The sequence below is a fragment of the Shewanella mangrovi genome, from assembly GCF_000753795.1.
GTDB lineage: Bacteria > Pseudomonadota > Gammaproteobacteria > Enterobacterales > Shewanellaceae > Shewanella > Shewanella mangrovi.
Genome location: NZ_JPEO01000012.1, coordinates 1 through 24,066 on the forward strand (window position 1 = coordinate 1; position 24,066 = coordinate 24,066).

A 24,066-nucleotide genomic window follows, 5' to 3' on the forward strand; every position below is an offset into this window, starting at 1 on the left:
AGAGCCAGAGCCAGAGCCAGAGCCAGAGCCAAAAGCATCCACAGATGTTCTGGCGGATATCGATATCAGTTGGGGAAATGCGTCGTTGCAGAAAGCATTTGAGCGTTGGCCGGTGGCGACTTCTGCTGTTGCGCAACACGAGGCTTTACTCGCGATTGTGGCCGAATGCTACAAGCAAAGGAAAAATGCGCCTTATTTGCAGTTGGGGGCACAGCTTGCGCCACAATATCAAAAGGTGTTTGCCGCCAGTCGTGAGCTGCAATTGAGCCGCGATCCTAAAGCCGAATTCAAAGGCGTTGGTTTTATGCAGTTATCTACACTGTGTGCAGATAGTGGTGAATTTGCGAAGGCAATTTCACTGTGCCAAGCCGCTATTGGCTATGGTTTGCAGGACGGTACCGTTAGCGGTTTTGAAGGGCGGATTCAGCGTATCGAAAAAGCACGCGATAAAGCCAAAGGTTAACAATCCCGATATACTCAAAAAGGTGGTCAGCAGGCCACCTTTTTCTTTTTGTAGGGCACATTATGCGATTTTTTATGTTCTTGGCTGCGGTATTACTGTGTTCATTGACTACGGGCTGTACAAAAACGCCTACCTGGACTTTGTTTTATTACAGTGGCCAGCAAACTCCGCCAAGTGATGACCATTATGAGGCTATTCAAGGCTATTACGATACGCTGGAGCAATGTAAGAAAAAGGCGGAAGGGATTGAATACCTCAGCGAAACACCTTCGGTTTATCAGTGTGGTTTTCAGTGCAAACTCGATGACCATGATATGGTAAAGTGTGACCAATGGCACACTTTTACGCCGAAGCAACCATGAAGTTAAAGCAAGATTTTTTTGAGCAGCTCACGGGCTATTATCAGCAGGTGATGCCCACACCATTACCCTCACCACATTGGTTACTGTGGAGCGATGACGCGGCCGCCTTAATCGGTGAGTCACAACCTAATGATGAGCTGCTACAGGTATTTTCTGGTAATCAGCGCCTACCGCAGGCGCAATATTACGCGCAAGTTTATAGCGGTCATCAGTTTGGTGGTTATTCGCCACAGTTAGGTGACGGGCGTTCTATTATTCTCGGTGAAGCGCTCGGGCCACAGGGCAGTTGGGACGTGGCGTTAAAAGGTGCTGGACCAACGCCCTATTCACGTCATGGCGATGGCCGTGCCGTGACCCGTTCAGCGGTGCGAGAATTTTTGATCTCTGAAGCGCTGGCCGCGCTGCATATTCCCACCACGCGCGCGTTGGCGGTGATCGGCTCTGAACTGCCTGTTTGGCGTGAAACGCTGGAAAAGGGCGCCATTACTGTGCGCTTGGCGCGTAGTCATATTCGCTTCGGTCATTTCGAATATTTTTATTACGGCAATGAGCAACGCGAGGAAAAAGTACGTCGCTTGGCTGACTTCGTGATCCAGCAACATTTTCCCCAATTCTCTTGCGATAGCGCTGGTTACAAAGCTTGGTTTACTGAAGTGGTGAGCGCCACTGCACGCATGATTGCCCAGTGGCAGGCCTATGGCTTCGCCCATGGCGTGATGAATACTGACAATATGTCGATATTGGGTGACAGCTTTGACTTTGGCCCCTTTGCCTTCCTCGATACCTATCAGGAAGACTTTATCTGTAACCATTCCGATCCTGAGGGTCGTTACGCCTTTGGGCAGCAACCGGGCATAGGGCTTTGGAATCTACAATGTCTGGCGCAAGCGCTGACGCCAATCATTGCATCGGATGATTTGTTAGCGGCGTTACGACAATATCAGCCCGCATTAGTGCAACACTATCTGCAACTCATGGGGGCGCGTTTAGGTTTTCCTGTGTCGTCAAATCAGAGTGAGACTGAGCAGCAGCAAGACCTGCAATTGATCGGTGAATTCACGCAACTGCTTGAACAGCAAAAATTGGATTACACCAATACCTTACGCCAGTTTGGCGCGATTACTCCTGATGGTGATAATGCTAGGCTGCGGGATGAGTTTGTTGATACTCATGCTTTCGACGGTTGGTGGCAGCACTTTGCTAAGCGGGTCGGCAAGACTGATGATGTTGCTGCTTGGCAACAGTCGCGGCGAATGGCGAATCCTAAATATATTTTGCGTAACTATCAGGCGCAGCAGGCGACCGAGCAGGCGCTTAACGGCGATCTCTCAGGCTTGCAAACTTTGCATCAGTTGCTGAAAAACCCCTTTGACGAACAGCCAGAGCTGGCTCATTATGCCGCGCGTCCTCCGCAATGGGGAGAAGGGTTAATCATGTCGTGCAGTAGTTAAGGGATAAAAATATGAACAATTCTGCATTGGCTAGCATCAGTGATGTAAAGCTCGATGATGCCAACATCAGCCTGTCGATGCTGGCAGATATCGACTTTGATGATTTTGAACCATTGGCTGCCGCTTTATGTCAGGCCATGGATCTTAGAGTGTTAGAAAAGCAGTGGGGCGCAGACCGCCACCAATGGCTGGTGGAGTTTGAGGGTTCGCGTTTGTGGCTCAATTTTGAGCTTTACGGTCGCTGCTGCTGGCTCAATAGCGAAAATGCTGACGATGTGGAAGTGCTGAGTTATCTGCAATCGCTGTTGGAGGCGCAGTTATGAGCAATTCCGCGTTCCATTTTGCCGGATTAACACCAGATTTAATTCTGACCGCTATCGAGTCTGTTGGCGTTTACCCGGAGACAGGCTTAACGCCGCTTAACAGTTATGAAAACCGCGTCTATCAATTTCGCTGTGATCGCGGTAACCGCTATGTGGTGAAATTTTATCGTCCCGAGCGTTGGACACAGGCGCAGATTTTGGAAGAACATCAATTTGCGCTGGAGTTACAAGCCGAAGAGTTTCCGATTGCGGCACCCGTGGCGATTGATGGCGTCACCTTGCATGAGTTTCAGGGGTATCTGTTTACGTTGTTTCCCTCAATTGGTGGTCGCACCTTTGAAGTAGACAATCCCGAGCAGTTGTTTGAAGTAGGCCAATTTATTGGCCGAATGCATCAGTATGCGCGTGATAGCCGCTTTAAACAGCGTCGCAGTTTAAATCCGCAGACCTTTGGTGATGATGCCATCATGGTGTTGCGGCAAACCGAGCTTATTCCGGCAAAATGGCGTGAGCCGTTGCTCGCCAGTGCCACTGAGTTACAACAAGCGATCCACGCACGCTGGCACCAGTTAACACCGTCTATTATGCGGTTGCATGGCGATCTGCACATCGGCAATATTTTGTGGACGCCTGATGGTCCGGGATTTGTTGATCTGGATGATGCCTGTAACGGCCCTGCGATTCAGGATTTATGGATGATGCTCTCTGGTGACCGTGAGCAGCAGCAAGCCCAGCTCGCCGAGTTGATTGAAGGTTATCAAGAGTTTTGTGATTTCCACACCGCCGAGTTAAAGCTGGTGGAGTTGCTGCGTGGCTTGCGTATGTTGCATTACAACGCTTGGCTATGTCGTCGTTGGGATGACCCAGCCTTTCCACGACATTTCCCTTGGTTTGCTGAGGCACAATATTGGCAGCAGCAACAGCAAAGTTTTACTGAGCAATTACAGTTGCTCGAACAGCCGCCACTCAGTCTGATCCCCTATTAAGGATTGGGGGCGGTGGTCAATTAACGGAACTCGATGGTTGAAATAGACTCCAAATGAAGGCTATTTTATGCCGCAGAGTTACACAGAAATTTGTTTTTAAAGGAAAGAAGATGAGAAAACTTTGGATGTTGGCAGCCTTGTTGTTGCTTCCACTGGCAGCAACTGCCACAGAATTTAAAGAAGGTGTCAATTACAAGGTGATTAGCAGTGCGCCAGCGAGTGCGCAGCAAAACGTCACCGAGTTTTTCTCCTATTACTGCCCACACTGCTATGTATTTTCTAAAAAATATATCCCGCAACTGAAAGCAAACCTGCCAGCCGGTATGGCATTTAAACAGAATCACGTTGATTTTATCGGCCGCGAAATGGGCAAGGTGATGAGCCGTGCGTTTGCGATTTCAGAAGTGCTGGGAGTGACAGACAAAATCGAACCTTTACTGTTCAGTGAAATTCACGAAAAGCACCATCGTTTCCAATCAATTGAAGAAGTGAAACAGTTCTACGTGGATAACGGTGTCGACAGCAAAAAATTTGAAGCAGCTGCGGGCTCATTTATGGTGAACAGCATGGTGGACTCAATGCGTCGCGCCACTGAAAACTCCGGTATTGAAGGGGTTCCAGCTATCATCATTAATGATAAATATTTGATTAAAAATGAATCTTTGAAGTCATTTGAGGAAATGCAGGAACTGGTAGGTTATCTCAGCAAACTGCCTTAACTTGCCTGCATGAGTAAAAAAGAGCGATTTCCATATCGCTCTTTTTTATGGGCAAAAAAAACCGTACTTCCTTTCGGTCGTACGGATTTAGAGCCATAGGCTCAGTTTTTACCCTGAGTAACGCCAATAATTTAGCATTGCGTCAAAATATTGGCAATATCAAATTTATCTTTTCCTATTAATTAGTTAGTCACGGCCTTTTGTCAGCAGATAAAAAACTGTCTCGACGAGGGAAACTAACCATGCGCAGCTTGGGTCAAACAATTCGGATTCATTGTTTATGAGGAGGGTTCAGATGCGCGTCTTTCCGGTATATGCACCTAAATTAATCGCCAAGCATGCGAGAATAGTGATAAAGGGAGCAATCTGGGTTAAAGACTTAGGGAGACTTGAGTTTGAAAAGGGGAGATTTTTACTGCCAGGAAAATCTGGCCTGCCAAAAGTTAAGTCGGCAGTACAAGAGCTGAATCAACTGCTTGATTCGCAAACCAAGCAGCTTTCCTGATGTTCTCAGCTGATTTCGTGATTCAGTAAACCTACCAAACCTGATACTTTGTTACTCCAAGTATCGAGATCTTGCTGCAGTTTTTGATTCTGCTCGCCGAGCTGCTGATTTTTTGCTTTCTCTTCTTCAAGTTCCATTTTCAGCAGCTCAATATGTTCTAACGCTGACTGAATTTTTTGTTCCAGTTGGGACAGTAATTCAAGGCTCATGGGGAGTCCTCCTGGGGGTTATCAAGGGATTGCGATTCTAGCAGTCCGCACTCAACACCGATAGCGGGCAATTTTTGACTGCTGTTTTTATCACCGCATTATTTGCGAAAAAACCATTAAGTTATTGCGAAATGCCACGTTGTTGAGTTTTGTTGCCAAAATATTTTTTCTGTGTTTAGCCAAAGCTGCCTAAATGCTATTGACTTTCAAACGTACGATTCCTAGTCTGCTTAGACGATAATTAGGGTTGTACACAATGGAAATCAAGTATTGTTTAAAACCTGCCGCAGAACGCCGTCAAGAGCAGTTCCGTCCGGAAGGTAATGTAGGTTTTGGTCGGTTACGCACTGACCATATGTTTTTGATGGATTACTACGACGGCGAATGGCGCGATCCGCGTATCGTGCCGTATGGCCCATTTGAATTGGCACCGGGTGCAATGGCGTTGCACTATGGTCAGTCCATTTTCGAAGGGGCAAAAGCCTTTATGCACGACGACGGTGAAATTTACGCGTTCCGCATTAATAAAAATGCTGAGCGTTTAAACCGTTCTGCTGACATTCTCTGCATTCCCAATATTCCAGAAGCCGACCAACAACAAGCGATTCAAGCGCTGTTGGATGTTGATCGTCTATGGTTCCCAATGCAAGACGGTGCCTGTTTGTATATTCGTCCGTTCATTTTCGCGACTGAAGACCGCCTGTCTGTTAGTCCGTCTAATCGCTACACCTTCTGCGTCGTGGTAAGCCCAAGTGGCGCATACTACGGTAAAGATCTGAGCGCGATCCGCTTGTTAATCAGTAAGAAATATCACCGTGCAGTGCCGGGCGGTACCGGTGCTTCTAAAGCCTCTGGTAACTATGCGGCCTCATTGCGTGCTGGTCGTGCTGCAGCAGAAGCGGGTGCCTCACAGGTGCTGTATCTGGATTCTACCAATACCTATCTGGAAGAAGCGGGTGCGATGAACCACTTCCATATTTTGAAAGATGGTACTGTGGTGATCCCTGAGTTTACTGACACCATTTTGCGTTCAATTACCTCGCAATCAATCATTGAGCTAGCGCCAACTTTGGGTTGCGATGTACGCCAGGAAACCATCAAACTGGATGATTTCATTGCTGATATTGAAGCGGGTGAAATTGTTGAAGCGGGTGGTTTCGGTACTGCAGCAGTGGTGTCTCCAGTCGGCTCTTACATTTTTGAAGATGGACGGGTGGTGACTGTGGCTGATGGTCAAGTGGGTGACAGTGTGAAACGTATCTATGATACCTACACTGCAATTCAAAAGGGCCACCATGAAGCGCCAGCAGGCTGGTTGCAAAAAGTGCCGCATTTAGAAAAGTAAGCGTCTAATGCAGTAAAAAAACGCGGCGAATGCCGCGTTTTTTAATGTCTGTCAAAAGGCGCTAGCTGCTCTTATCTAGCAAACGTTTCAGACTGTCGGCAGCCGTTAACGGTTTGCTGAGCAAGAAGCCTTGTACCTGGTCACAACCTTGTGAGGCGAGGAATTGTAACTGTTCCTCAGTTTCGACCCCTTCTGCGACCACCAGTAATTCCAAACTGTGGGCGAGCGCAATAATCGCGTTGGTAATGGCGGCATCATCGGGATCTTCAGAGATATCACGCACAAACTCGCGGTCAATTTTTAGGGTGTTGATTGGGAAACGTTTCAGATACGCAAGGCTTGAGTAACCGGTGCCAAAGTCATCCACTGCCAAACTTAAACCGAGTTGTTCTAGGCGATTCAAAATCGAGATCGACTGCTTAGGATGCTGCATCACCGCGGATTCGGTGAGTTCAATTTCCAACAGGTTGGCTGGTAACTGGTAATCGCGCAGCGTGAGTTCAATCTCATCAATGATGGCTAGCTGCAACTGCTTGGCCGACAGGTTAATCGCAATCGGTACCACAGGATGTCCCGCTGTCAGCCAATCTGCCAACTGGCGACACACGTGTTGCAGTAACCAAGACCCCAAAGCATTTATTTGCCCGGTCTCTTCGGCAAGCGGAATAAATTCAGCTGGTGATACAGGCCCTAGCTCTTCGCTGTGCCATCGCATCAGTGCTTCTAGCCCCATGATTTTGCCGGAATTGATACAGAATTTAGGCTGGTACAGTACATACAATTCGTTTTTACTGATGGCTTGTTTGAGGCCCGTTTCTAGCTGCAGATGGCGTACCGCAGAAACGTTCAGATGTGCGGTATAGAACTGGAAGTTGTTTCTGCCTAATGACTTAGCATGGTACATCGCCGTGTCAGCATATTTCAGTAGTTCTTGTGCATCAGTAGCATCATCTGGGGCTAAGCTGATACCGATCGAAGTGGTGATGTCGAGTGTGGTGTGGGACAGTTCAAATGGCTGGTCGAGTACATCAATGATCTTTTCGGCGATGACGGTTGCTGCTTTGCTTTTGGCTACGCCTTCCAGAATGATGGTGAACTCGTCACCGCCAATACGTGCCACTGTGTCACCCGCGCGGATAACGCCAGCTAAGCGTTTTCCCACGGCTTTGAGCAGTTGATCACCGACATGATGACCTTTGGAATCGTTAATGTTCTTAAATCTATCGAGATCTAAAAACAGTAACGCCACTTTAGTATTGTTGCGCTGCGCTTGCTCCAGAGCGTGCTTTAATCTGTCTTTGAATAGAGTGCGGTTAGGCAGGCCTGTGAGTGGGTCATAATTAGCCAGCAGACGAAGATCTTCCTCTGCTTTTTTACGGTCAGAAATATCAGTAAACACCATCACCAAATGACTGGCTTCGCCTTTACTGTCGAGTACCTGATTAATCTCCAGCCAGATTAAAATGGTATCGCCATTGGCGCGGCGTAAACGCATTTCGCCCGACCAATGACGGTCTCTGAGCAGTTCGTTTTCAATATTGCGGTAGTCGGTGACCTGATACAGGCCGCGAGTCAGCGCTAAGCAGTATTTGCCTTCTATGAACTGCTCAGAATAGCCGGTCATATCAATAAAGGCGGGATTCACGGAAATGACACGATAATCGAGGTCGCAAATCACCACAGCTTCATTCATGCTCGCCAGTACTTGATAGGAGAGCTTGAGTTCATCTTCCTGTTGTTTGCGAATACTGACGTTTGTGTAGGTGCCCGCCATGCGCACCGGATTGCCCTGTTTATCGCGTTCAGATACTTTGCCGCGCTCAACAGCCCATTCCCATTGGCCTTCTGGTGAAAATACTCGATACTCAGCTTCGTAAAATGGGGTCTTATCGTCAAAATAATCGGTTAAAGCCTGCTGTACTTGCGGACGATCTTCCGGATGAATAAGCGCCAGATATTGCTGATGATCCAGCTCCTGCGACAGTTCATCATCTTGGCTTAATTGCGTGATAGTGAGCAGATTGCTGGCCAGATGCCAGTCCCAGAGTCGATAGCCTGAGCCCCACAGTGCCAATTTAAAGCGCTCACGCGAATCGTTGATCTGCTGCTGGACTTGTCTTTCTTTTTGCCACTTGCGGGTCAGATGCCGAGCGATATACGCCAGCATCACCAATATGTAGAGTGCATACAACAAGTAAGCCCACGACGTGCGATAAAACGGTGCCCGGATGGTAATGTCTGCAAGTTGTTGCTGATTGTAATTCACACTGCCGTCTAAGCGGTGGCGTACCAATAACTGGTAGTTGCCAGCCGGCAGGGCGGTGTAGTTGATCTCATTCATGGTCTCAAAAGGGTGCCAGTTCTTATCGAGTCCTTGTAGTAAAAAGCTGTACTGATGATGGCCGGGGTAACTGAAATCGATAGGCGTGACTTTGAAGCTCAATAGATCAGTGCTATACGGCAGATTAATATCGATGCTGTCGTTAAAGCGATTAAACTGTTTAACATGATTGCCAATGCGATAGCTGGCCAGCGCGATTTCATCATCTTGGCGCTGGCTGGGAATTTTGCTGGGGTCAAAATGGTTGATGCCGTTGATACCCCCAAACCAGATACTGTTGTCATTATCTTTCCAGCTCACGCCGCCATTAAACTCCAACGACTGGATCCCTTCGCTTTCATTAAAGGTCACTATCTGTTGATTGGTAACATTGAGGTAGCTAATCCCGCCATTACTGGAAAACCAGATATTGCCCAGTTTGTCGGCCTGTAAGGCATAAATCGTGTTATTCGGTAAGCCTTCTTCTGCCGTGATGTTGGTGATTTTGCCGTCAGCCCACACACTAATGCCGCCATGAGTAGCAAACCATACTTTGCCATTGGGTTGTTCTAAAACATCCCGCACAATTGGATGCGCTAATTCACTGCCAGCAAAATAGCGAATTTCCCCTTGTTGCGGGACCAGATAAACCCCATTCATCGTCATCACCCACAACCCCATCGGCGTATGCCGTAAATTTATGATGGTTCTGGGTTGTTGAGTACTGCTTTGCTCTGCCTGCTCAGGTAGTGGAATTAAGGTGATGTGCTCCGTTGCAATATCGAGACTATATAGCTGAGCGCCAGACGCCAACCACGCCTGTTCACCGTCAATGACTAGGCTGCGAATCTGCCGCTGCTCAGTGGGCACTGGCACGAAACTGAGTTGATCGGGTAAGGTAAGCCGCACGAGTCCTTGACTGGTGGCCCACCAAAGACGCTGTTGGCTGTCTGCTTTAATGGCAAAAATTCGCGTATGTAGCGGATCTTGTGCGGCGGGAAGCGCTTGCACTAACAAGTAGTTGAGCGAGTGAAACTCCCCCTGTTGATCGAGACGAAATACACCGGCGTCGTTTGTGCCGATATACATATCCCCGTCACTGGCGCGAGCAAGCGCACGAATATTGTTGTACCGACGCAGCTTAAAAGGGTCTATATCGTTGTATAGATGCCTAAAATATTGGCGATCAATATTGATACGGTTTAAGCCTGCATAGTTGCTGCCGACCCACAAGTTGCCTTGCTTATCAAACAGTAAACGCGAAATATCATTGTCGCTTAAGCCGTCGCTGACATAGGGGGAATAGCGGATAACCTCAGTCTTGCCAAAGGGTTGTTGCGTCAGCAGGTGTACCAGTCCAGTATTGGCGCCACCAAGCCATACTCCACCAGCGTTATCAAATACAAAATCTCGAATGTTTTTACTGCTGTCATTGAGTTCATAGATTAATCGTGGCGGCTCATCTAATGTGGGATAGCGCCAGAGCTGAGCGCCGCATGCTAACCAGATGGATTTATCGCGCGCTATCTTCATGCTGTCGATGCGTGCCACTTTGCTCGGTAAAGGTAGTTGGCGGGCTTCGCCGTTCTGATACAGATAGGCCCCATGTTCACCAGTACTAATTAACAGGCGTTCATCATCAAGGGCAAGAATATTGTTCACCATCGGCGAGCTAAGTTTATCAATCGCGACTTGATGCATACGGTCTTGCTGCGGGTCTAAAACATAGAGTCCTTTTTGGGAGGCTATCCACAGCAGGTTTTTCAGCATAGCCAAGCGGCGTACGCGCATTTTTGCCAGTCCCTGCTGCTGACCAAATTGGGTAAACTTGCCGGTGGTCAGATCGAGTCGGTTGAGACCGCCACTAAAGGTCCCGATCCACAGTGCATTATCTTGTTGCAGCATGTCAGTGATGAAACCATCGCTAATACTGTTGGCATCGTTGCGATCAGGTAGGAATAGGGTGAAGTCAGTACCGTTGTATAGATGCAAGCCATCCTGAGTGCCAATCCACAACATACCACTGCGACTTTCCAGCAGTGAATAAATGGTGTTTTGGTGCAAACCATCAAGACTATCAATATGTTGGAAGCGATACTGCGATTGCTGTGCGGCCCATGATGGCGTGCCAATCAATACCGTACAGAGCAGCAGAATCAACACGTGCACTGTTCGTAACAACGTAAACTCGTAACCCTTTTTGAATATGTCTGTAACATACCGCATAACAATTGGTGTTGGTATGCCTTTGTCATTTCAACATAAAAAAAGGCCTTGCCGGAAGGGGGGAAAGCAAGGCCTTTGGCTTGAAACTCTGTAGTTAACTTAGAAGCAGTCTTCTGGAATGCGTACCCAGCCCTCCATTAACACGCGGGCACTACGACTCATCACCACTTGTTGTACCTGCCATTGTTCAGCAACGAGTTGGGCACTCGCACCGACTTTGAGGGTTCCTGACGGATGGCCAAAGCGGATCTGCTCACGTTCACCACCGCCTGCGGCGAGGTTGACTAAGGTGCCGGGAATCGCCGCCGCTGTCGCAATCGCGACTGCTGCAGTGCCCATCATGGCGTGATGCAGTTTCCCCATCGACAATGCACGCACGCATAGATCGATATCATCGCTGTGTATCTGCTTGCCGCTGGATGCGGTGTACGCCATGCGAGGTGCGACAAAGGCAATCTTAGGGGTATGTTGTCGTGCGCTGATGTCATCCAGCCGACTAATGAGCCCCATTTTCAGCGCGCCATAAGCCCGAAGTTGCTCAAAGCGAGCCAGCGCCTCTGTATCGCCGTTAATCGCCTCTTGCAGTTCAGTCCCGCGATAACCGATATCTTCGGCATTGACGAAAATGGTTGGAATACCAGCATTAATCAGTGTGGCCTTTAACTTCCCAGAAGCAACTAATGCCGTAGGCACCTCCAGTTCATCCACCAGATTACCGGTGGGGAACATGCTACCGCCGTCGCTATCATCAGCCGGGTCGACAAAGGTGATCTGCACTTCAGCAGCGGCGAAGGTGACGCCGTCCAGTTCAAAATCTCCGCACTCGACCACTTCGCCATCAGCCATTGGCACTTGCGCCAGAATGGTTTTGTGAATATTCGCTTGCCAGATACGCACGTTGCAGATGCCGTTTTGCGGGACGCGGCTTGGGTCAACTAAGCCCTGACTGATAGCAAAGGCACCAACAGCAGCAGTGAGGTTGCCACAGTTGCCACTCCAGTCGACAAAGGGCTTATCTATGGCCACTTGACCAAACAGATAATCGACGTCGTGTTCAGGCTGGCTGCTACGGCTTAAAATTACCGTTTTACTGGTACTTGAGGTGGCACCGCCCATACCATCGGTATGTTTTCCATAAGGATCTGGGCTGCCAATAACGCGCAGCAGCAATGCATCGCGTGCAGGCCCCGGCTGCTGCGCCGCTGCGGGCAAGTCATCTAACGCAAAAAACACGCCTTTACTGGTGCCGCCACGCATATAGGTGGCGGGAATTTTGATTTGCCGCGTCACCATTAGCTTTGCTCCTCAAGAAACTCTTGCGCAAAGCGTTGCAGCACGCCGCCAGCTTGGTAGATCGTCACTTCTTCTGCGGTATCCAAACGACACAACACTGGGACATCAAGGCTGCTGCCATCGGTGCGATGGATAAGTAGTGTGAGGGTCACACCGGGGGTGGGTTCACCTAAAACATCAAATGTCTCGCTGCCATCAATTGCGAGGGTATTGCGATCCGTCCCAGGCATAAATTGCAGTGGCAATACGCCCATCCCGACGAGATTGGTGCGGTGAATACGTTCAAAGCCTTCAGCAACAATGGTTTCAACCCCAGCAAGGCGTACACCTTTAGCGGCCCAGTCACGGCTGGAACCTTGACCATAGTCTTTACCTGCAATAACGCACAGTGGCTGACGGCGCTGCATATAGGTTTCAATGCCTTCCCACATGCGCACTTGTGTCCCTTCCGGCTCAAGCCGAGTGAGAGACCCTTGAATCACATTTCCCTGCTCATCGCGCACCATTTCGTTAAACAGTTTTGGATTGGCGAGGGTGGCGCGCTGAGCGGTTAGATGGTCACCACGGTGGGTGGCGTAAGAGTTAAAATCTTCTTCGGGCAGTCCCATTTTGGCCAGATATTCACCGGCTGCGCTGCTGGCCATAATGGCGTTAGAGGGCGATAGATGATCTGTCGTGATGTTATCGCCTAGCACTGCTAGTGGACGCATCGCTTTGAGCGTGCGTTCTGCAGCGAGTGCGCCTTCCCAATATGGAGGGCGACGAATATACGTGCTCATCGGCCGCCAGTCATAAAGCGGACTGATTTTTTCGCCGTAATCCACTTTAAGATCAAACATAGGTTCATAAACCTGACGGAATTGCTCAGGTTTAACCGCTTGCTTAATCACGGCGTCAATTTCGGCGTCGTCCGGCCAGATATCTTTCAGGTAAATCGCATTGCCCTCGCTATCAGTACCGAGCGGATCTTTTTCGATATCAAACCGAATGGAGCCCGCAATGGCATATGCCACCACCAAGGGGGGCGAGGCGAGGAAGGCTTGTTTGGCATAAGGGTGAATACGACCGTCGAAATTGCGGTTACCCGACAGCACCGCCGTGGCATACAGATCGCGTTCAATAATTTCCTGTTGAATTTTTGGGTCTAAGGCGCCGCTCATGCCGTTACAGGTAGTACAGGCGAAGGCGACCACACCAAAGCCCAAGCTTTCTAAACTCGGTAACAAGTCTGCCTGCTCAAGATAGAGTTTGACGGTTTTAGAGCCCGGAGCTAGTGAGGTTTTAACCCACGGTTTACGGCTTAGGCCTTTGGCTACAGCGTTGCGGGCTAGCAAGCCAGCGGCAATCACGTTGCGTGGATTACTGGTATTGGTACAACTGGTAATGGCTGCAATAATCACCGCGCCATCAGGCATTAAATCACCTTGTTGCTGATAATCACCGCTAATGCCTTTTTCAGCCAAGGTGCTGGTGGCAACCCGTTTGTGTGGGTTTGACGGGCCAGCGATATTGCGCACCACCGACGAGAGATCAAAGCTCAGCGTTCGTTCATATTGTGCTTGCGTGAGCGTGTCGCTCCACAATCCGGCGGTTTTGGCATAGGTTTCTACTAACTGAACTTGCTGCTCGTCGCGTCCCGTCAAGCGCAGGTAATCCAGTGTTTGTTGATCGATATAAAACAATGCCGCCGTGGCACCGTATTCTGGCGTCATATTGGAGATAGTGGCGCGATCCCCCAGTGTTAAATGTGCAGCACCTTCGCCGAAGAATTCCAGATAGGCGGATACCACCCGCTGTTCACGCAAGAACTCAGTGAGTGCCAACACGATATCGGTGGCGGTAATGCCTGCTGTGGGTTTGCCAGTAAGCTCTACGCCGACAATATCCGGTAATCGCATCCAAGAGGCGCGGCCGAGCATAACGCTTTCCGCTTCTAAGCCGCCAACACCGACAGCAATAACGCCAAGTGCATCCACATGCGGTGTATGACTGTCAGTCCCGACTAAGGTATCAGCGAAGGCGACGCCATTGCGGGCGTGTACCACAGGCGACATGCGTTCTAAGTTAATTTGGTGCATGATGCCGTTGCCCGGTGGAATAACATCGACGTTATCAAATGCCTTTTTACACCAATTGATAAAGTGAAAACGGTCTTCGTTGCGGCGGTCTTCAATCGCCCGGTTTTTTCCGAAAGCATCACTTTCAAAACCCGCGTGTTCCACTGCTAAAGAGTGATCCACAATCAGTTGTGTTGGTACTACCGGATTAACCTTCGAAGGATCGCCACCTTTTTCGGCAATGGCATCGCGCAATCCGGCGAGATCAACTAACGCGGTTTGCCCGAGAATGTCGTGGCATACCACGCGTGCTGGAAACCAAGGGAAATCCAAATCCCGCTTGCGCTCAATTAGCTGGCTTAAGTAGCTGTCCAATTTTGCAGGCTCTGCTTTGCGTACCAGATTTTCCGCATGTACCCGTGAGGTATAGGGTAGGGTATCCCAAGCGCCGGGCTGAATGGCGTTTACTGCGGCGGCGGCATCGAAATAGTCTAAACCGGTGCCTGCTAGTGCTTCTCGATAACGTTTGTTCATAGTCCTTACACTCAACTGGTGAAAGCGGCCGTGGCCGCTTCATGATGGCTCGTTGGCGTGCGGTGCACGTCGTCCATTAACGTTGGCTGATAGGGGTTACAGGGCGCAGTTCTTTACCCACATAGTCAGCACTTGGACGAATGATGCGATTGTTCGCACGTTGTTCCATAACGTGTGCCGCCCAGCCCGTCAGTCGCGAACAGACAAAAATCGGCGTAAACAGCTTGGTGGGAATTCCCATAAAGTGATAAGCGCTGGCATGGAAGAAGTCGGCATTACAGAACAGCTTTTTCTCTTGCCACATTAACGCTTCGCAAGTCTCGGAGACGCGATACAAGCGGTCATCGCCATATTCTTCTGCCAGCTTTGCAGACCAGGATTTGATGATGGCATTACGGGGATCGGATTCGCGATAGATGGCGTGGCCAAAGCCCATAATCTTCTCTTTGCGCTCCAATTTACCCAGCAATACATCGCGGGCGTGTTCTTCGGAACGCATGTCCTGAATAAGTTCCATTGCCGCTTCGTTAGCGCCACCGTGCAGTGGTCCGCGTAATGAACCAATAGCGCCAGTAATGCAGGAGAACATATCTGACAGTGTGGAGGCACAGACGCGCGCGGTAAATGTGGAAGCGTTAAATTCATGCTCTGCGTAAAGGATTAACGATACGCTCATCACTTTGGCGTGTAATGGTGACGGTGCTTTACCGTGCAACAAATGCAGGAAATGTGCGCCGATTTCATCGTCATCAGTTTCTGTTTCAATGCGCACGCCATCATGGCTGAAGCGATACCAGTAACAGATGATAGATGGGAACGCTGCCAGCAAACGATCGGCGACGTGCAGTTGTTCGTCAAAGCTGTTTTCAGGTTCCAAGTTACCCAGCATTGAGCAGCCTGTGCGCATGACATCCATCGGGTGGGCACTGGCTGGAATGCGTTCTAGCACTTCTTTCAATGCTTGTGGCAAGCCACGCATCGCTTTTAATTGGCTTTTATAAGCGGCAAGCTGCGCTTCAGTCGGAAGTTCGCCATGCAAAATTAAATAAGCGACTTCTTCAAAGCTGGTATTTTCGGCTAAATCTTTAACATCGTAACCGCGATAAGTCAGGCCTGAGCCTGATTTCCCTACTGTGCTCAGTGCGGTTTCACCTGCGCTCTGGCCGCGCAAGCCTGCGCCGCCCAGTTTCTTGTCTGTCATGACGCGTCCCTCTTTCCGTTAACGCTTTATCGTATGGCGACCACAGTCGCTATCGGTTATGGCAGCGATTCATTCACCCCAAATGGATGAACCGCTGTACGGCATTGGGTCAAGCCACTACCTGGACGCGTCCGTCCGGATTGACCGGCTAATATGCTATTTAAAAAGTTGATCTAACTTGTCTTCGTAATTGTGATAGCCAAGAAACTCATACAGCTCAGCACGGGTTTGCATGCTATCGACCACATTACGTTGATGCCCATCTTGCAGTAGCGCTTGCATCACTTTGAGCGCAGCTTGGTTGGCGGCTCTGAAGGTGCTAAGTGGATAAAGGATCATCTCTACACCCACTTCGGCGAGCTGTTCTTTATTAAACAGTTCGGTTTTGCCAAATTCCGTCATGTTGGCAAGAATTGGTGCTTTGACCACTTCTTTAAAGTGGCGGTATTGGTCGAGTTCGGTCAGAGCTTCAGCGAAAATCATGTCTGCACCGGCTTCAATATATTTGGCGGCACGTTCAATACCTGACTCTAATCCTTCCACAGCAACCGCATCGGTACGCGCCATAATGACGAAGTTGTCATCCTGACGAGCGTCTACTGCGGCCTTAATGCGATCGACCATCTCTTCTGTGCTCACCACCGCTTTATTAGGGCGGTGGCCACAGCGTTTTTGCGACACCTGATCTTCCATATGCACTGCTGCCACACCGGCCTTTTCAAACTCTTTAATTGTGCGCGCAATATTAAAAGCGCCGCCCCATCCGGTATCGATATCGACTAACAGCGGCAAATCGACTGCTGAGGTGATACGGCTGGCGTCAATCAACACATCGTTCATTGAGGTCATACCTAGATCCGGCAGGCCATACGATGCATTTGCTACACCTGCGCCTGACAAATACAGGGCTTGTACGCCGGCTTGCTGTGCCATCAAGGCAAAATAGGCATTGGTGGTGCCCACAATTTGTAGTGGTGGGTTGCTATCCAACGCTTGGCGGAATCTTAATCCGGCACTCTTTTTCATCTTCTTGCTCCTTGAGTTCGCTCAGGAAACGGCGCTTGCTGCTGGCGCAGTTAACTGTTGCAGTCGCTGCTGAGTATTTTGGCGACCTTGTTCAATATGGCGGCGCATCAATAGCCCCGCGAGTTCGGCATCACCAGCGGCGATGGCTTCGACAATGCGGCGATGTTCGGCTATCGCGCGCACCGGGCGGGAACTGCTGGTGCATTGATAGCGATACATACGCAATAAATGGTAAAGGCCACCGATGAGGGTTTCTTGCAGATGGCGATTGCCGCTGGCACGAATGATTTGATAGTGAAAGTCGACGTCACCTTCTTGCTGGAAGTAGCTATCACCGCGTGCGAGGTCCGCTTCCTGCTTTTCCAGCAACGCCCATAACTGGTTAAGTTGCTGTTCACTAATACGCTTTGCGGCTAACTCGCAGGCCATAGCTTCTAAGGTGCTGCGCAGTTCATATAGATCGTTGAGCTCTTCGATGGTCAGCGTGGCAACGCGGGCACCCACATGTGGAATCCGAACGACCAGTCGTTGCCGTTCCAGTTGTTGCAGAGCCTCACGAGTAGGACCACGGCTAATGCCATATTTTTCCGCCAACGCTTGTTCGTTGATTTTGCTGCCGGGACGTAACTCACCTTTGATGATGCTTTCTTGGATCTGCACCAGTATTTGTTCAACCAATGTTTGGTTCTTATCTGATGCTGGGTTATCAATCGATGGCTTTGTCGGTTGCATTCGGCGTACTAGATTTGAGGATTGTCTACAATGCTGCTCACAATATGAGCATGTGTGACCATTGTCAACAATGTGAGATCCTAGACGTAAGTCTAAATATTGTACTTATATTTAATTAACTATTTGATATAAATATATTTAATCGAGTTGAGGTTATGCTTTTGTCTAATAAAATTATTTAGCACATGCTAAAGTTATTGTCGACAATAATGGCGAGATAAAGACCTGTTTCAATAAACCGCGTAGAATTGGGCGCGTTAAGTTTTTTATGTTGGGTGCTTAAGGATAGACCATGAGCAGAGCAAAGGTGTTGGTGAGCGCGTGTTTACTCGGTCAGCGAGTGAGGTACGACGGTGGCGATAATCGGCTACAACACCCACTGTTAACTCAACTGTCGCACGAGCAGCGTATTGTGCCTTTTTGCCCTGAGTGTGCTGGTGGTTTGGCGACACCGCGAGAGCCTGCAGAACAGCGTGGCACTCAAGTGATAACGCGTTCGGGAAGGGATGTGACGGCTGAATTTCACCGAGGTGCTGAATTGGCGCTGCAGGTGGCACAACAACATGATGTGGTGATGGCACTGTTAAAGGCGCGTAGTCCCTCTTGTGGCGTTGGGAGCATTTATGACGGCCAATTTCAGCGGCAGTTGATCGCTGGCAATGGAGTGACCGCTGCTCGGTTGCAAGCAGCGGGCATCAAGACTTTTTCTGAAGAACAACTGGCACAAGCGAGCGCTTGGCTAGCAGTTTATGATGCAGCGGCTGAGTCGTAATTTTTACTGCTGCCAGCCGCGTCAGCTAAGATGGTATCGATTTGGGCATCTTTCTCTTCCCATAGCTGGTTTAGCCAACGCTGGAATTCGACCCGATACTCAGGTTCGCTGAAGTAACGCTCTGAATCAACTTGTGGTACAGGTAGCGCATTAACGCGAAACACAATCTTGTGCACATTGCCATGCATAACGCTACTTAGCACGTCACTCGGAGCATTGGGATATACCACTGTTACGTTCAGTAGTGCATCAAACTGCTCGCCCATGGCTGACAGGGTGAAGGCGATTCCGCCGGCTTTGGGTTTCAGTAAGTGTTTGTATGGCGAATTTTGCCGCTTACGTTTCTGCTCGGTAAAACGGCTGCCTTCCACATAGTTAATGATGGAGGTCGGCAGATCTTTAAATTTCTCGCAGGAACGACGCGTTGTTTCCAAATCTTTACCGCGTAGTTTGGGGTTCTTTTTCAACTTTTCCGGGCTGGTGCGATTCATAAAAGGCATATCCAGTGCCCAGCAACCGAGCCCCATCAGCGGCACATACAGCAGCTCTTTCTTCAAGAAGAATTTCAGCATTGGGATATGGTTGCGGAAAATGTAAGTGTGCGCCGCGATATCGAAGCCACTTAAATGGTTGCTGATGACTAAGTACCAACCATCTTTTCTGAGTGATTCCAGTCCCTGAACGTCCCATTCGACTTTGGCAATCAGATGCAAAATACCGCCATTGCAGCTCGCCCATGCCCACATAAAGGTGTTCATCAGCCGCGTTACGTTAACGCGGATGCTCTTAATAGGGAAAATCAGTTTGACTAAGCCTCCGACGCATACCAGCGAACTCCACAGAATAGTGTTCAATACCAGCAATACCGAACTTATAAAAAACAAAAGCGGGCCCGGTAAAAAGTTCAGCATTAAGCCTCCTCCTGTGATGCTTTTGACTGCAGCTGACGCAACACTTCATCTTTGTGCTGCCATAGTTGATTCAGTTTTTCTTGGAATTGCTGTTTGAACTCGCGGTTATTCATGTAATCACCGCGCATCTCGGCATCGATATCGCTCAATTCAACCGCAACGTAGACATCTTTCAAGTCACCGCTGATGTATTGCCAGAAGGTGGGAATACGGTTCGGGTAGTAAATAGAGACGTTGACCAGTTTGTGGATTTGATCGCCCATAGCTGACAAAGCAAACGCTAGACCACCGGCCTTAGGGCGCAGTAAGTGCTGATACGGCGAGTTTTGCTTATTGTGCTTTTCTGGGCGAAAACGTGTGCCTTCAACGAAGTTCATCACGCTGACAGGGTTATGCTTAAACTTAGCGCAGGCTTTGCGGGTAATTTCGATATCTTTGCCTTTGAGCTTCGGATTTTTCTTCAGCTGGGCCGTGGTATAACGGCGCATAAACGGAAAATCTAATGCCCACCACGCTAATCCCAGTACCGGCACATAGATCAATTGCTGTTTAAGAAAGAACTTTAAAAAGGGAATACGGCCATTCAGCAAACGTTGGAGTACCAAAATATCCACCCAACTTTGGTGGTTAGCAATCACCATATACCACTCTTGGGTAGACAACTCTGGCATTGCTTCGATGTGTAATCTTACTGGGTGAAATACGCTTTCAATCAAACTGTTAGTGCTGATCCAACCGGTAGCGCAGCGATCTAAAACGCGGCTGCAAATACGTTGCAGCATGGCAAGTGGGATCAATTTGATCAGGCTACCGAGTAAAATAGGAATCGCCCAAAACAGGGTATTAATGACGTAGCAAATAAATGCCAATGAGCCACGGATGAATGCCAACGGATTTCTCCACAATGGGTGGGGGACTAAAAGTGGGCTTATGTTACCTGCTGTTGCTGTGTGGCTCAATCACTCCGGTGAGCTTGTATGACCTGTTGCAACAAGATTATCGCCGAGCTCAAGCAAAAACTCCCCGGCGTGGCCGAGGAGTTCTATGACACATCTTTGTCTCGCGTCAGCGATTAGAAGTGGTATTTCACAATCACAGAGTAAGTGCTTTGGTTGATACCATCTACACCGTACTTGTTCTTCCAGTAATCGTATTCAATACCCACCAACAGTTTGTTCTTTTGCGCTTCGCCAAAGATCACTGAACCCAGATCATATTTAACCTGTGGGTTGATGTGGATGTTGTTAGAGTAGTTGTCTTCATCAGACGCAAATACCCAGTCGATGAAGCCGTCGATAACCAGATTGCTGTTACCTACTGGAATATCGATACGGTAGCAAGGGGTGAACTGCCAACCTGTGCTGTTGTTGTCATGCGCATCACGACGATAAGTGTTCAGCTGCAGGTATGAGAAGTAAGGCACTTGCAGATCGACACCAACACCGTACAAAAATGTTTCTACTGGACCTTTACCGTGTTCCAAAGTGAACGCTAATGATACGTCAGACACAATGCCTGCGCCGACTTTGGTGCCAAGGATTTTGCTAGCGCTGAAACGTGGTGAGATTTCACCATAGTTGGTGTTTGAGTCACCGTTAGCGTTGTTGAAGTGGATAAAGTCGTGGAATGCGAACCAGTCGCCATATTTCCATCCACCTGCAGATTCAACAGTGACTGTGGTTTGTTCATCAGGATCCAGTTTGTAATCGTTACCGTACAGCACGGTGACACTGGTATCAGTCCACTGAACTAAATCTTCACTATAAGCCTGAGGAGCCGCAGCCAGCAGCGCCAGACATAGACAGGTTTTTTTCATCAGTTTTCCCTTGGTAGAGTCAGAAGCAAAAATGGGTTTAACCGGTTTTTACGACGTCCCTTTAATTCAGTCTGTGACCAAGTCCTATGGGCGAATTCTAATTGTTGTCACCGGGTAAAAATCCCGAGCACTATAGGGAAAAACATCGCCAGACTCAAAGATTTTTTGCGAAATAAAACAAAAATCGATTTTAGTTTTTAACTATATGAATTTTAAAGGATTACTGGTTTTAAAAATGCTGGTTTTTGCAGCAAATTCGCTGCAGCCAATAGGAAAAGATTAAGATTTTGTGATCTGGTCTTAAGTTCACAGCTATAAAGTCGTTCGTTGTACAACATTTATTCGACATAATTTACATTCGCTTTGACATAATATGTCGCATTGTGCAAAAACTGTTGTTATAGTGCTGCTAGGAAGGCAAGACGTTAGAGGGGGGAACTATGTCTTCAAATCCGCTGTTCTACTGGCTGCTCGTTGGTGCCATTCTGATGCTCGCCGAACTGGTGATCCCTGGTGGTATTGTTATCTTCCTTGGCGCGGCATGCATGATAGTCGCTGCAGCTTTATGGCTGGGACTGATCACCAGCGTGGCACAAGCATTCACCTTATGGTTTATCGCCTCAATTGTGCTGTTGTTGTTATTTCGACAGGTCACCCAGCGCCTCGTCGGCGGGGATTCCCATGTCGATAACACAGATGAAGAGCTTGATATCTACAACCAAGTGGCTGTTGTGAAAGAAAGCATCGGGCCGGGAGAACGACTTGGACGGGTGAGCTTTCAAGGAGCTGATTGGCCAGCGTTAGGCGATGGCAGTGAAATAGCCGCTGGTCGTCAAGTGCGTGTGGTATGCCGTGACAATATTGCGCTGGTGGTGGAACCGCTAGCTGACTTTGACTGAGATTGCAGGGAGAACGCAATGTTAGCTTTTACTATTCTTTTTTTATTGGTGCTGTTTGTACTCTACAAACTGATGTTGATAGTACCAATGCGTGAAGTGCACGTAATTGAGCGCTTAGGAAAGTTTCGCACCGTATTAGCGCCGGGATTTCACTTCTTAATTCCATTTTTTGACCGTGTAGCCTACAAACACGATACTCGTGAGCAAGTGCTAGATGTGCCACCGCAAAGCTGTATTTCTAAAGACAATATTCAACTGGAAGTTGATGGTTTGGTGTACCTGCGTGTTATGGACGGCAAACTGGCTAGCTATGGTATCGAAGACTACCGAATGGCGGCCGTTAACTTGGCGCAAACGACGATGCGTTCTGAGATTGGTAAGTTGACGCTGAGCGAAACTTTCTCTGAACGGGAACGTTTGAATGAAGCCATTGTGCGAGAAATTGATAAAGCCTCTGATCCTTGGGGCATCAAGATGCTGCGCTACGAGATTAAAAACATTACCCCTTCGCGTCATGTCATCCATACACTGGAAAAACAGATGGAAGCTGAACGACGCAAGCGCGCTGAAATTACCTTAGCCAATGCCGAGAAGGAAGCAACGATTAATATGTCGCAGGGTGAACGCCAAGAGGCGATTAATATCTCCGAAGGTCACAAACAAAAACGTATCAATGAAGCGAAAGGTACTGCGCATGAGATCTCAATTGTTGCCAATGCACAGGCTGAAGCCATGACGATGGTGGCCAAAGCGATTGCGGTGCAAGGCGGCAATGAAGCGATGAATATGCAGCTTAAAGAGCAGTTTATTGAGCAACTCGGTGAGATCATGAAAAAATCCGATGTGGCCGTGGTGCCAACTGAGCTCGCAAAAATGGAAGGCTTCTTTGAAGGGATGGAACAAGTGGCTGGCAGCGTGAACGCAAGCAAAGGAGTGAAAGCATGAGTAACATCGATACCGACTTATTAGTGCTGGCGATTTGGGGCTTCATTTTTTTAGTGTTCATCGTGAACCTATTTCGCTCGATTCGACTGGTGCCAACGAAATCTGCCTATATTGTGGAGCGCTTAGGAAAATATCATGCAACGTTGGATGCAGGCTTTCATGCATTAATTCCTTTTGTGGATAAAGTTGCTTATATACATGACCTTAAAGAGGAAACTATCGATGTGCCGCCGCAGGAGTGTTTTTCCAGCGACGAAGTCAACGTAGAAGTGGATGGCGTTATCTATATCTCGGTGATTGACCCTATCAAAGCCAGCTATGGCGTGACCAACTATCGCTATGCGGCCATCCAGTTAGCGCAAACGACCACGCGTTCCGTCATTGGCACGCTGGAGCTTGATCGCACCTTTGAAGAGCGCGATTTGATCAGTGCGAAAGTGGTGGAGGTGTTGGATCAAGCTGGTGCCAGTTGGGGTATTCGTGTTCATCGTTATGAAATTAAAAACATTGCACCACCAGAGACGGTGAAAAATGCGATGGAGATGCAAGTCAACGCTGAGCGTGAGCGGCGGGCTCTGCTGGCCAAAAGCGAAGGTGATAAGCAAAGTAAAATTAACCGCTCAGAAGGTGTGAAGCAGGAGATGATTAACATCTCTGAAGGTGAAATGCAGCGCCGAGTGAACGAAGCCGAGGGGAAGGCTGAGGAGATTTTGGCCATCGCCAGAGCAACTGCGGATTCGATCGAGAAACTGGCGGCAGTGATTAGTGCGCCAGGAGGCGAGAATGCACTGCGAATGCAGCTTGGCGAGCAGTACCTGACAAAGCTTGGTGAACTGGGCAAAGCGAGTAATCGGGTGATTGTGCCAGCGAATATCATCGACTTTGAGCAGTGGATGACGACAGTTGGACTACAGGAAAAGCCGCAATAGCTGGCTATAGTCCGCTAAAAAGTCACAAAAAAAGCCGCTATA

General features: G+C 48.8%; 21 protein-coding genes and 1 pseudogene. 12 read left to right on the forward strand and 10 right to left on the reverse strand.

What is annotated here, in order from left to right; translation table 11 throughout:
* The 7 genes and pseudogenes from HR45_RS19515 to HR45_RS13785 all read left to right on the forward strand — a co-directional run.
* Positions 1-463: pseudogene (locus HR45_RS19515) on the forward strand (hypothetical protein); the annotation flags it as partial.
* A gap of 62 nt (positions 464-525) precedes the next feature.
* Entirely contained in the window at positions 526-825 is a 300-nt protein-coding gene (locus HR45_RS13760; protein WP_037443966.1) for a hypothetical protein, read from the forward strand.
* The gene (locus HR45_RS13765; protein WP_037443967.1) at positions 822-2,276 is read left to right on the forward strand and encodes a protein adenylyltransferase SelO; all 1,455 of its coding nucleotides are present in this window, start codon (positions 822-824) and stop codon (positions 2,274-2,276) included. Before HR45_RS13760 ends, HR45_RS13765 begins: the two co-directional genes overlap by 4 nt.
* Positions 2,277-2,287: 11 nt before the next feature.
* Positions 2,288-2,599 (forward strand): DUF3630 family protein, encoded by a 312-nt coding sequence (locus HR45_RS13770; RefSeq protein WP_037443968.1) that lies wholly within the window; start codon positions 2,288-2,290, stop codon positions 2,597-2,599.
* Positions 2,596-3,585 (forward strand): serine/threonine protein kinase, encoded by a 990-nt coding sequence (locus HR45_RS13775; protein ID WP_052074743.1) that lies wholly within the window; start codon positions 2,596-2,598, stop codon positions 3,583-3,585. Before HR45_RS13770 ends, HR45_RS13775 begins: the two co-directional genes overlap by 4 nt.
* A gap of 110 nt (positions 3,586-3,695) precedes the next feature.
* Positions 3,696-4,304: a thiol:disulfide interchange protein DsbA/DsbL gene (locus HR45_RS13780; RefSeq protein WP_037443973.1), complete on the forward strand. Its 609-nt coding sequence runs from the start codon at positions 3,696-3,698 to the stop codon at positions 4,302-4,304.
* Between the two features lie 295 nt (positions 4,305-4,599).
* Positions 4,600-4,809, forward strand: coding sequence for a DUF1107 domain-containing protein (locus HR45_RS13785; RefSeq protein WP_037443978.1), 210 nt, complete (start codon positions 4,600-4,602; stop codon positions 4,807-4,809).
* Between the two features lie 5 nt (positions 4,810-4,814).
* On the opposite strand, the gene HR45_RS13790 is transcribed toward HR45_RS13785, so the two are convergent.
* Positions 4,815-5,018, reverse strand: coding sequence for a cell division protein ZapB (locus tag HR45_RS13790; protein WP_037443980.1), 204 nt, complete (start codon positions 5,016-5,018; stop codon positions 4,815-4,817).
* 256 nt (positions 5,019-5,274) lie between these two features.
* Between HR45_RS13790 and HR45_RS13795 the strand changes: the two genes are divergently transcribed.
* Positions 5,275-6,363, forward strand: coding sequence for a branched-chain amino acid aminotransferase (locus tag HR45_RS13795; RefSeq protein ID WP_037443982.1), 1,089 nt, complete (start codon positions 5,275-5,277; stop codon positions 6,361-6,363).
* 61 nt (positions 6,364-6,424) lie between these two features.
* Here the strand turns inward: HR45_RS13795 and HR45_RS13800 are convergent, their stop codons facing one another.
* The 6 genes from HR45_RS13800 to HR45_RS13825 all read right to left on the reverse strand — a co-directional run bounded on the left by HR45_RS13800 (position 6,425) and on the right by HR45_RS13825 (position 17,752).
* Positions 6,425-10,846: an EAL domain-containing protein gene (locus HR45_RS13800; RefSeq protein ID WP_162180659.1), complete on the reverse strand. Its 4,422-nt coding sequence runs from the start codon at positions 10,844-10,846 to the stop codon at positions 6,425-6,427.
* A 162-nt stretch (positions 10,847-11,008) separates the two neighbouring features.
* Positions 11,009-12,202: a 2-methylaconitate cis-trans isomerase PrpF gene (gene prpF / locus HR45_RS13805; protein ID WP_037443984.1), complete on the reverse strand. Its 1,194-nt coding sequence runs from the start codon at positions 12,200-12,202 to the stop codon at positions 11,009-11,011.
* A complete protein-coding gene (gene acnD, locus HR45_RS13810) occupies positions 12,202-14,793 on the reverse strand; it encodes a Fe/S-dependent 2-methylisocitrate dehydratase AcnD (protein WP_037443986.1) in 2,592 nt (863 codons plus the stop codon). Before acnD ends, prpF begins: the two co-directional genes overlap by 1 nt.
* 76 nt (positions 14,794-14,869) lie before the next feature.
* Positions 14,870-15,994 (reverse strand): bifunctional 2-methylcitrate synthase/citrate synthase, encoded by a 1,125-nt coding sequence (prpC, locus tag HR45_RS13815; RefSeq protein ID WP_037443989.1) that lies wholly within the window; start codon positions 15,992-15,994, stop codon positions 14,870-14,872.
* 156 nt (positions 15,995-16,150) lie between these two features.
* Positions 16,151-17,020, reverse strand: coding sequence for a methylisocitrate lyase (gene prpB / locus HR45_RS13820; RefSeq protein WP_037443993.1), 870 nt, complete (start codon positions 17,018-17,020; stop codon positions 16,151-16,153).
* A 21-nt stretch (positions 17,021-17,041) separates the two neighbouring features.
* Positions 17,042-17,752, reverse strand: coding sequence for a GntR family transcriptional regulator (locus HR45_RS13825; RefSeq protein ID WP_052074745.1), 711 nt, complete (start codon positions 17,750-17,752; stop codon positions 17,042-17,044).
* Positions 17,753-18,044: 292 nt separating this feature from the next.
* Between HR45_RS13825 and HR45_RS13830 the strand changes: the two genes are divergently transcribed.
* The gene (locus HR45_RS13830; RefSeq protein ID WP_037443995.1) at positions 18,045-18,524 is read left to right on the forward strand and encodes a 2-thiouracil desulfurase family protein; all 480 of its coding nucleotides are present in this window, start codon (positions 18,045-18,047) and stop codon (positions 18,522-18,524) included.
* Here HR45_RS13830 and yihG (HR45_RS13835) read toward each other — a convergent pair.
* From yihG (HR45_RS13835) to HR45_RS13845, 3 genes are all read right to left on the reverse strand, one after another.
* Positions 18,500-19,435 (reverse strand): 1-acylglycerol-3-phosphate O-acyltransferase, YihG family, encoded by a 936-nt coding sequence (yihG, locus tag HR45_RS13835; RefSeq protein ID WP_037443998.1) that lies wholly within the window; start codon positions 19,433-19,435, stop codon positions 18,500-18,502. The two genes, HR45_RS13830 and yihG (HR45_RS13835), sit on opposite strands and share 25 nt — an antisense overlap.
* Complete coding sequence (gene yihG / locus HR45_RS13840) at positions 19,435-20,325, reverse strand: 1-acylglycerol-3-phosphate O-acyltransferase, YihG family (protein WP_037444001.1); 891 nt, start codon at positions 20,323-20,325, stop codon at positions 19,435-19,437. Before yihG (HR45_RS13840) ends, yihG (HR45_RS13835) begins: the two co-directional genes overlap by 1 nt.
* 182 nt (positions 20,326-20,507) lie before the next feature.
* On the reverse strand, positions 20,508-21,251 hold the full coding sequence (locus HR45_RS13845; RefSeq protein WP_037444004.1) for an outer membrane protein OmpK: 744 nt from the start codon (positions 21,249-21,251) through the stop codon (positions 20,508-20,510).
* 440 nt (positions 21,252-21,691) lie between these two features.
* Between HR45_RS13845 and HR45_RS13850 the strand changes: the two genes are divergently transcribed.
* From HR45_RS13850 to HR45_RS13860, 3 genes are read left to right on the forward strand one after another with little or no spacing between them, the layout of a single operon-like run.
* Complete coding sequence (locus HR45_RS13850; RefSeq protein ID WP_037444007.1) at positions 21,692-22,150, forward strand: NfeD family protein; 459 nt, start codon at positions 21,692-21,694, stop codon at positions 22,148-22,150.
* A gap of 18 nt (positions 22,151-22,168) precedes the next feature.
* Positions 22,169-23,095 carry an SPFH domain-containing protein gene (locus tag HR45_RS13855; protein ID WP_037444010.1) on the forward strand — a complete coding sequence of 309 codons (927 nt, stop codon included), beginning with the start codon at positions 22,169-22,171 and terminating at the stop codon, positions 23,093-23,095.
* Positions 23,092-24,024: an SPFH domain-containing protein gene (locus tag HR45_RS13860; protein ID WP_037444013.1), complete on the forward strand. Its 933-nt coding sequence runs from the start codon at positions 23,092-23,094 to the stop codon at positions 24,022-24,024. The genes HR45_RS13855 and HR45_RS13860 overlap by 4 nt, the downstream gene beginning before the upstream one ends.
* Positions 24,025-24,066: the final 42 nt, after the last annotated feature.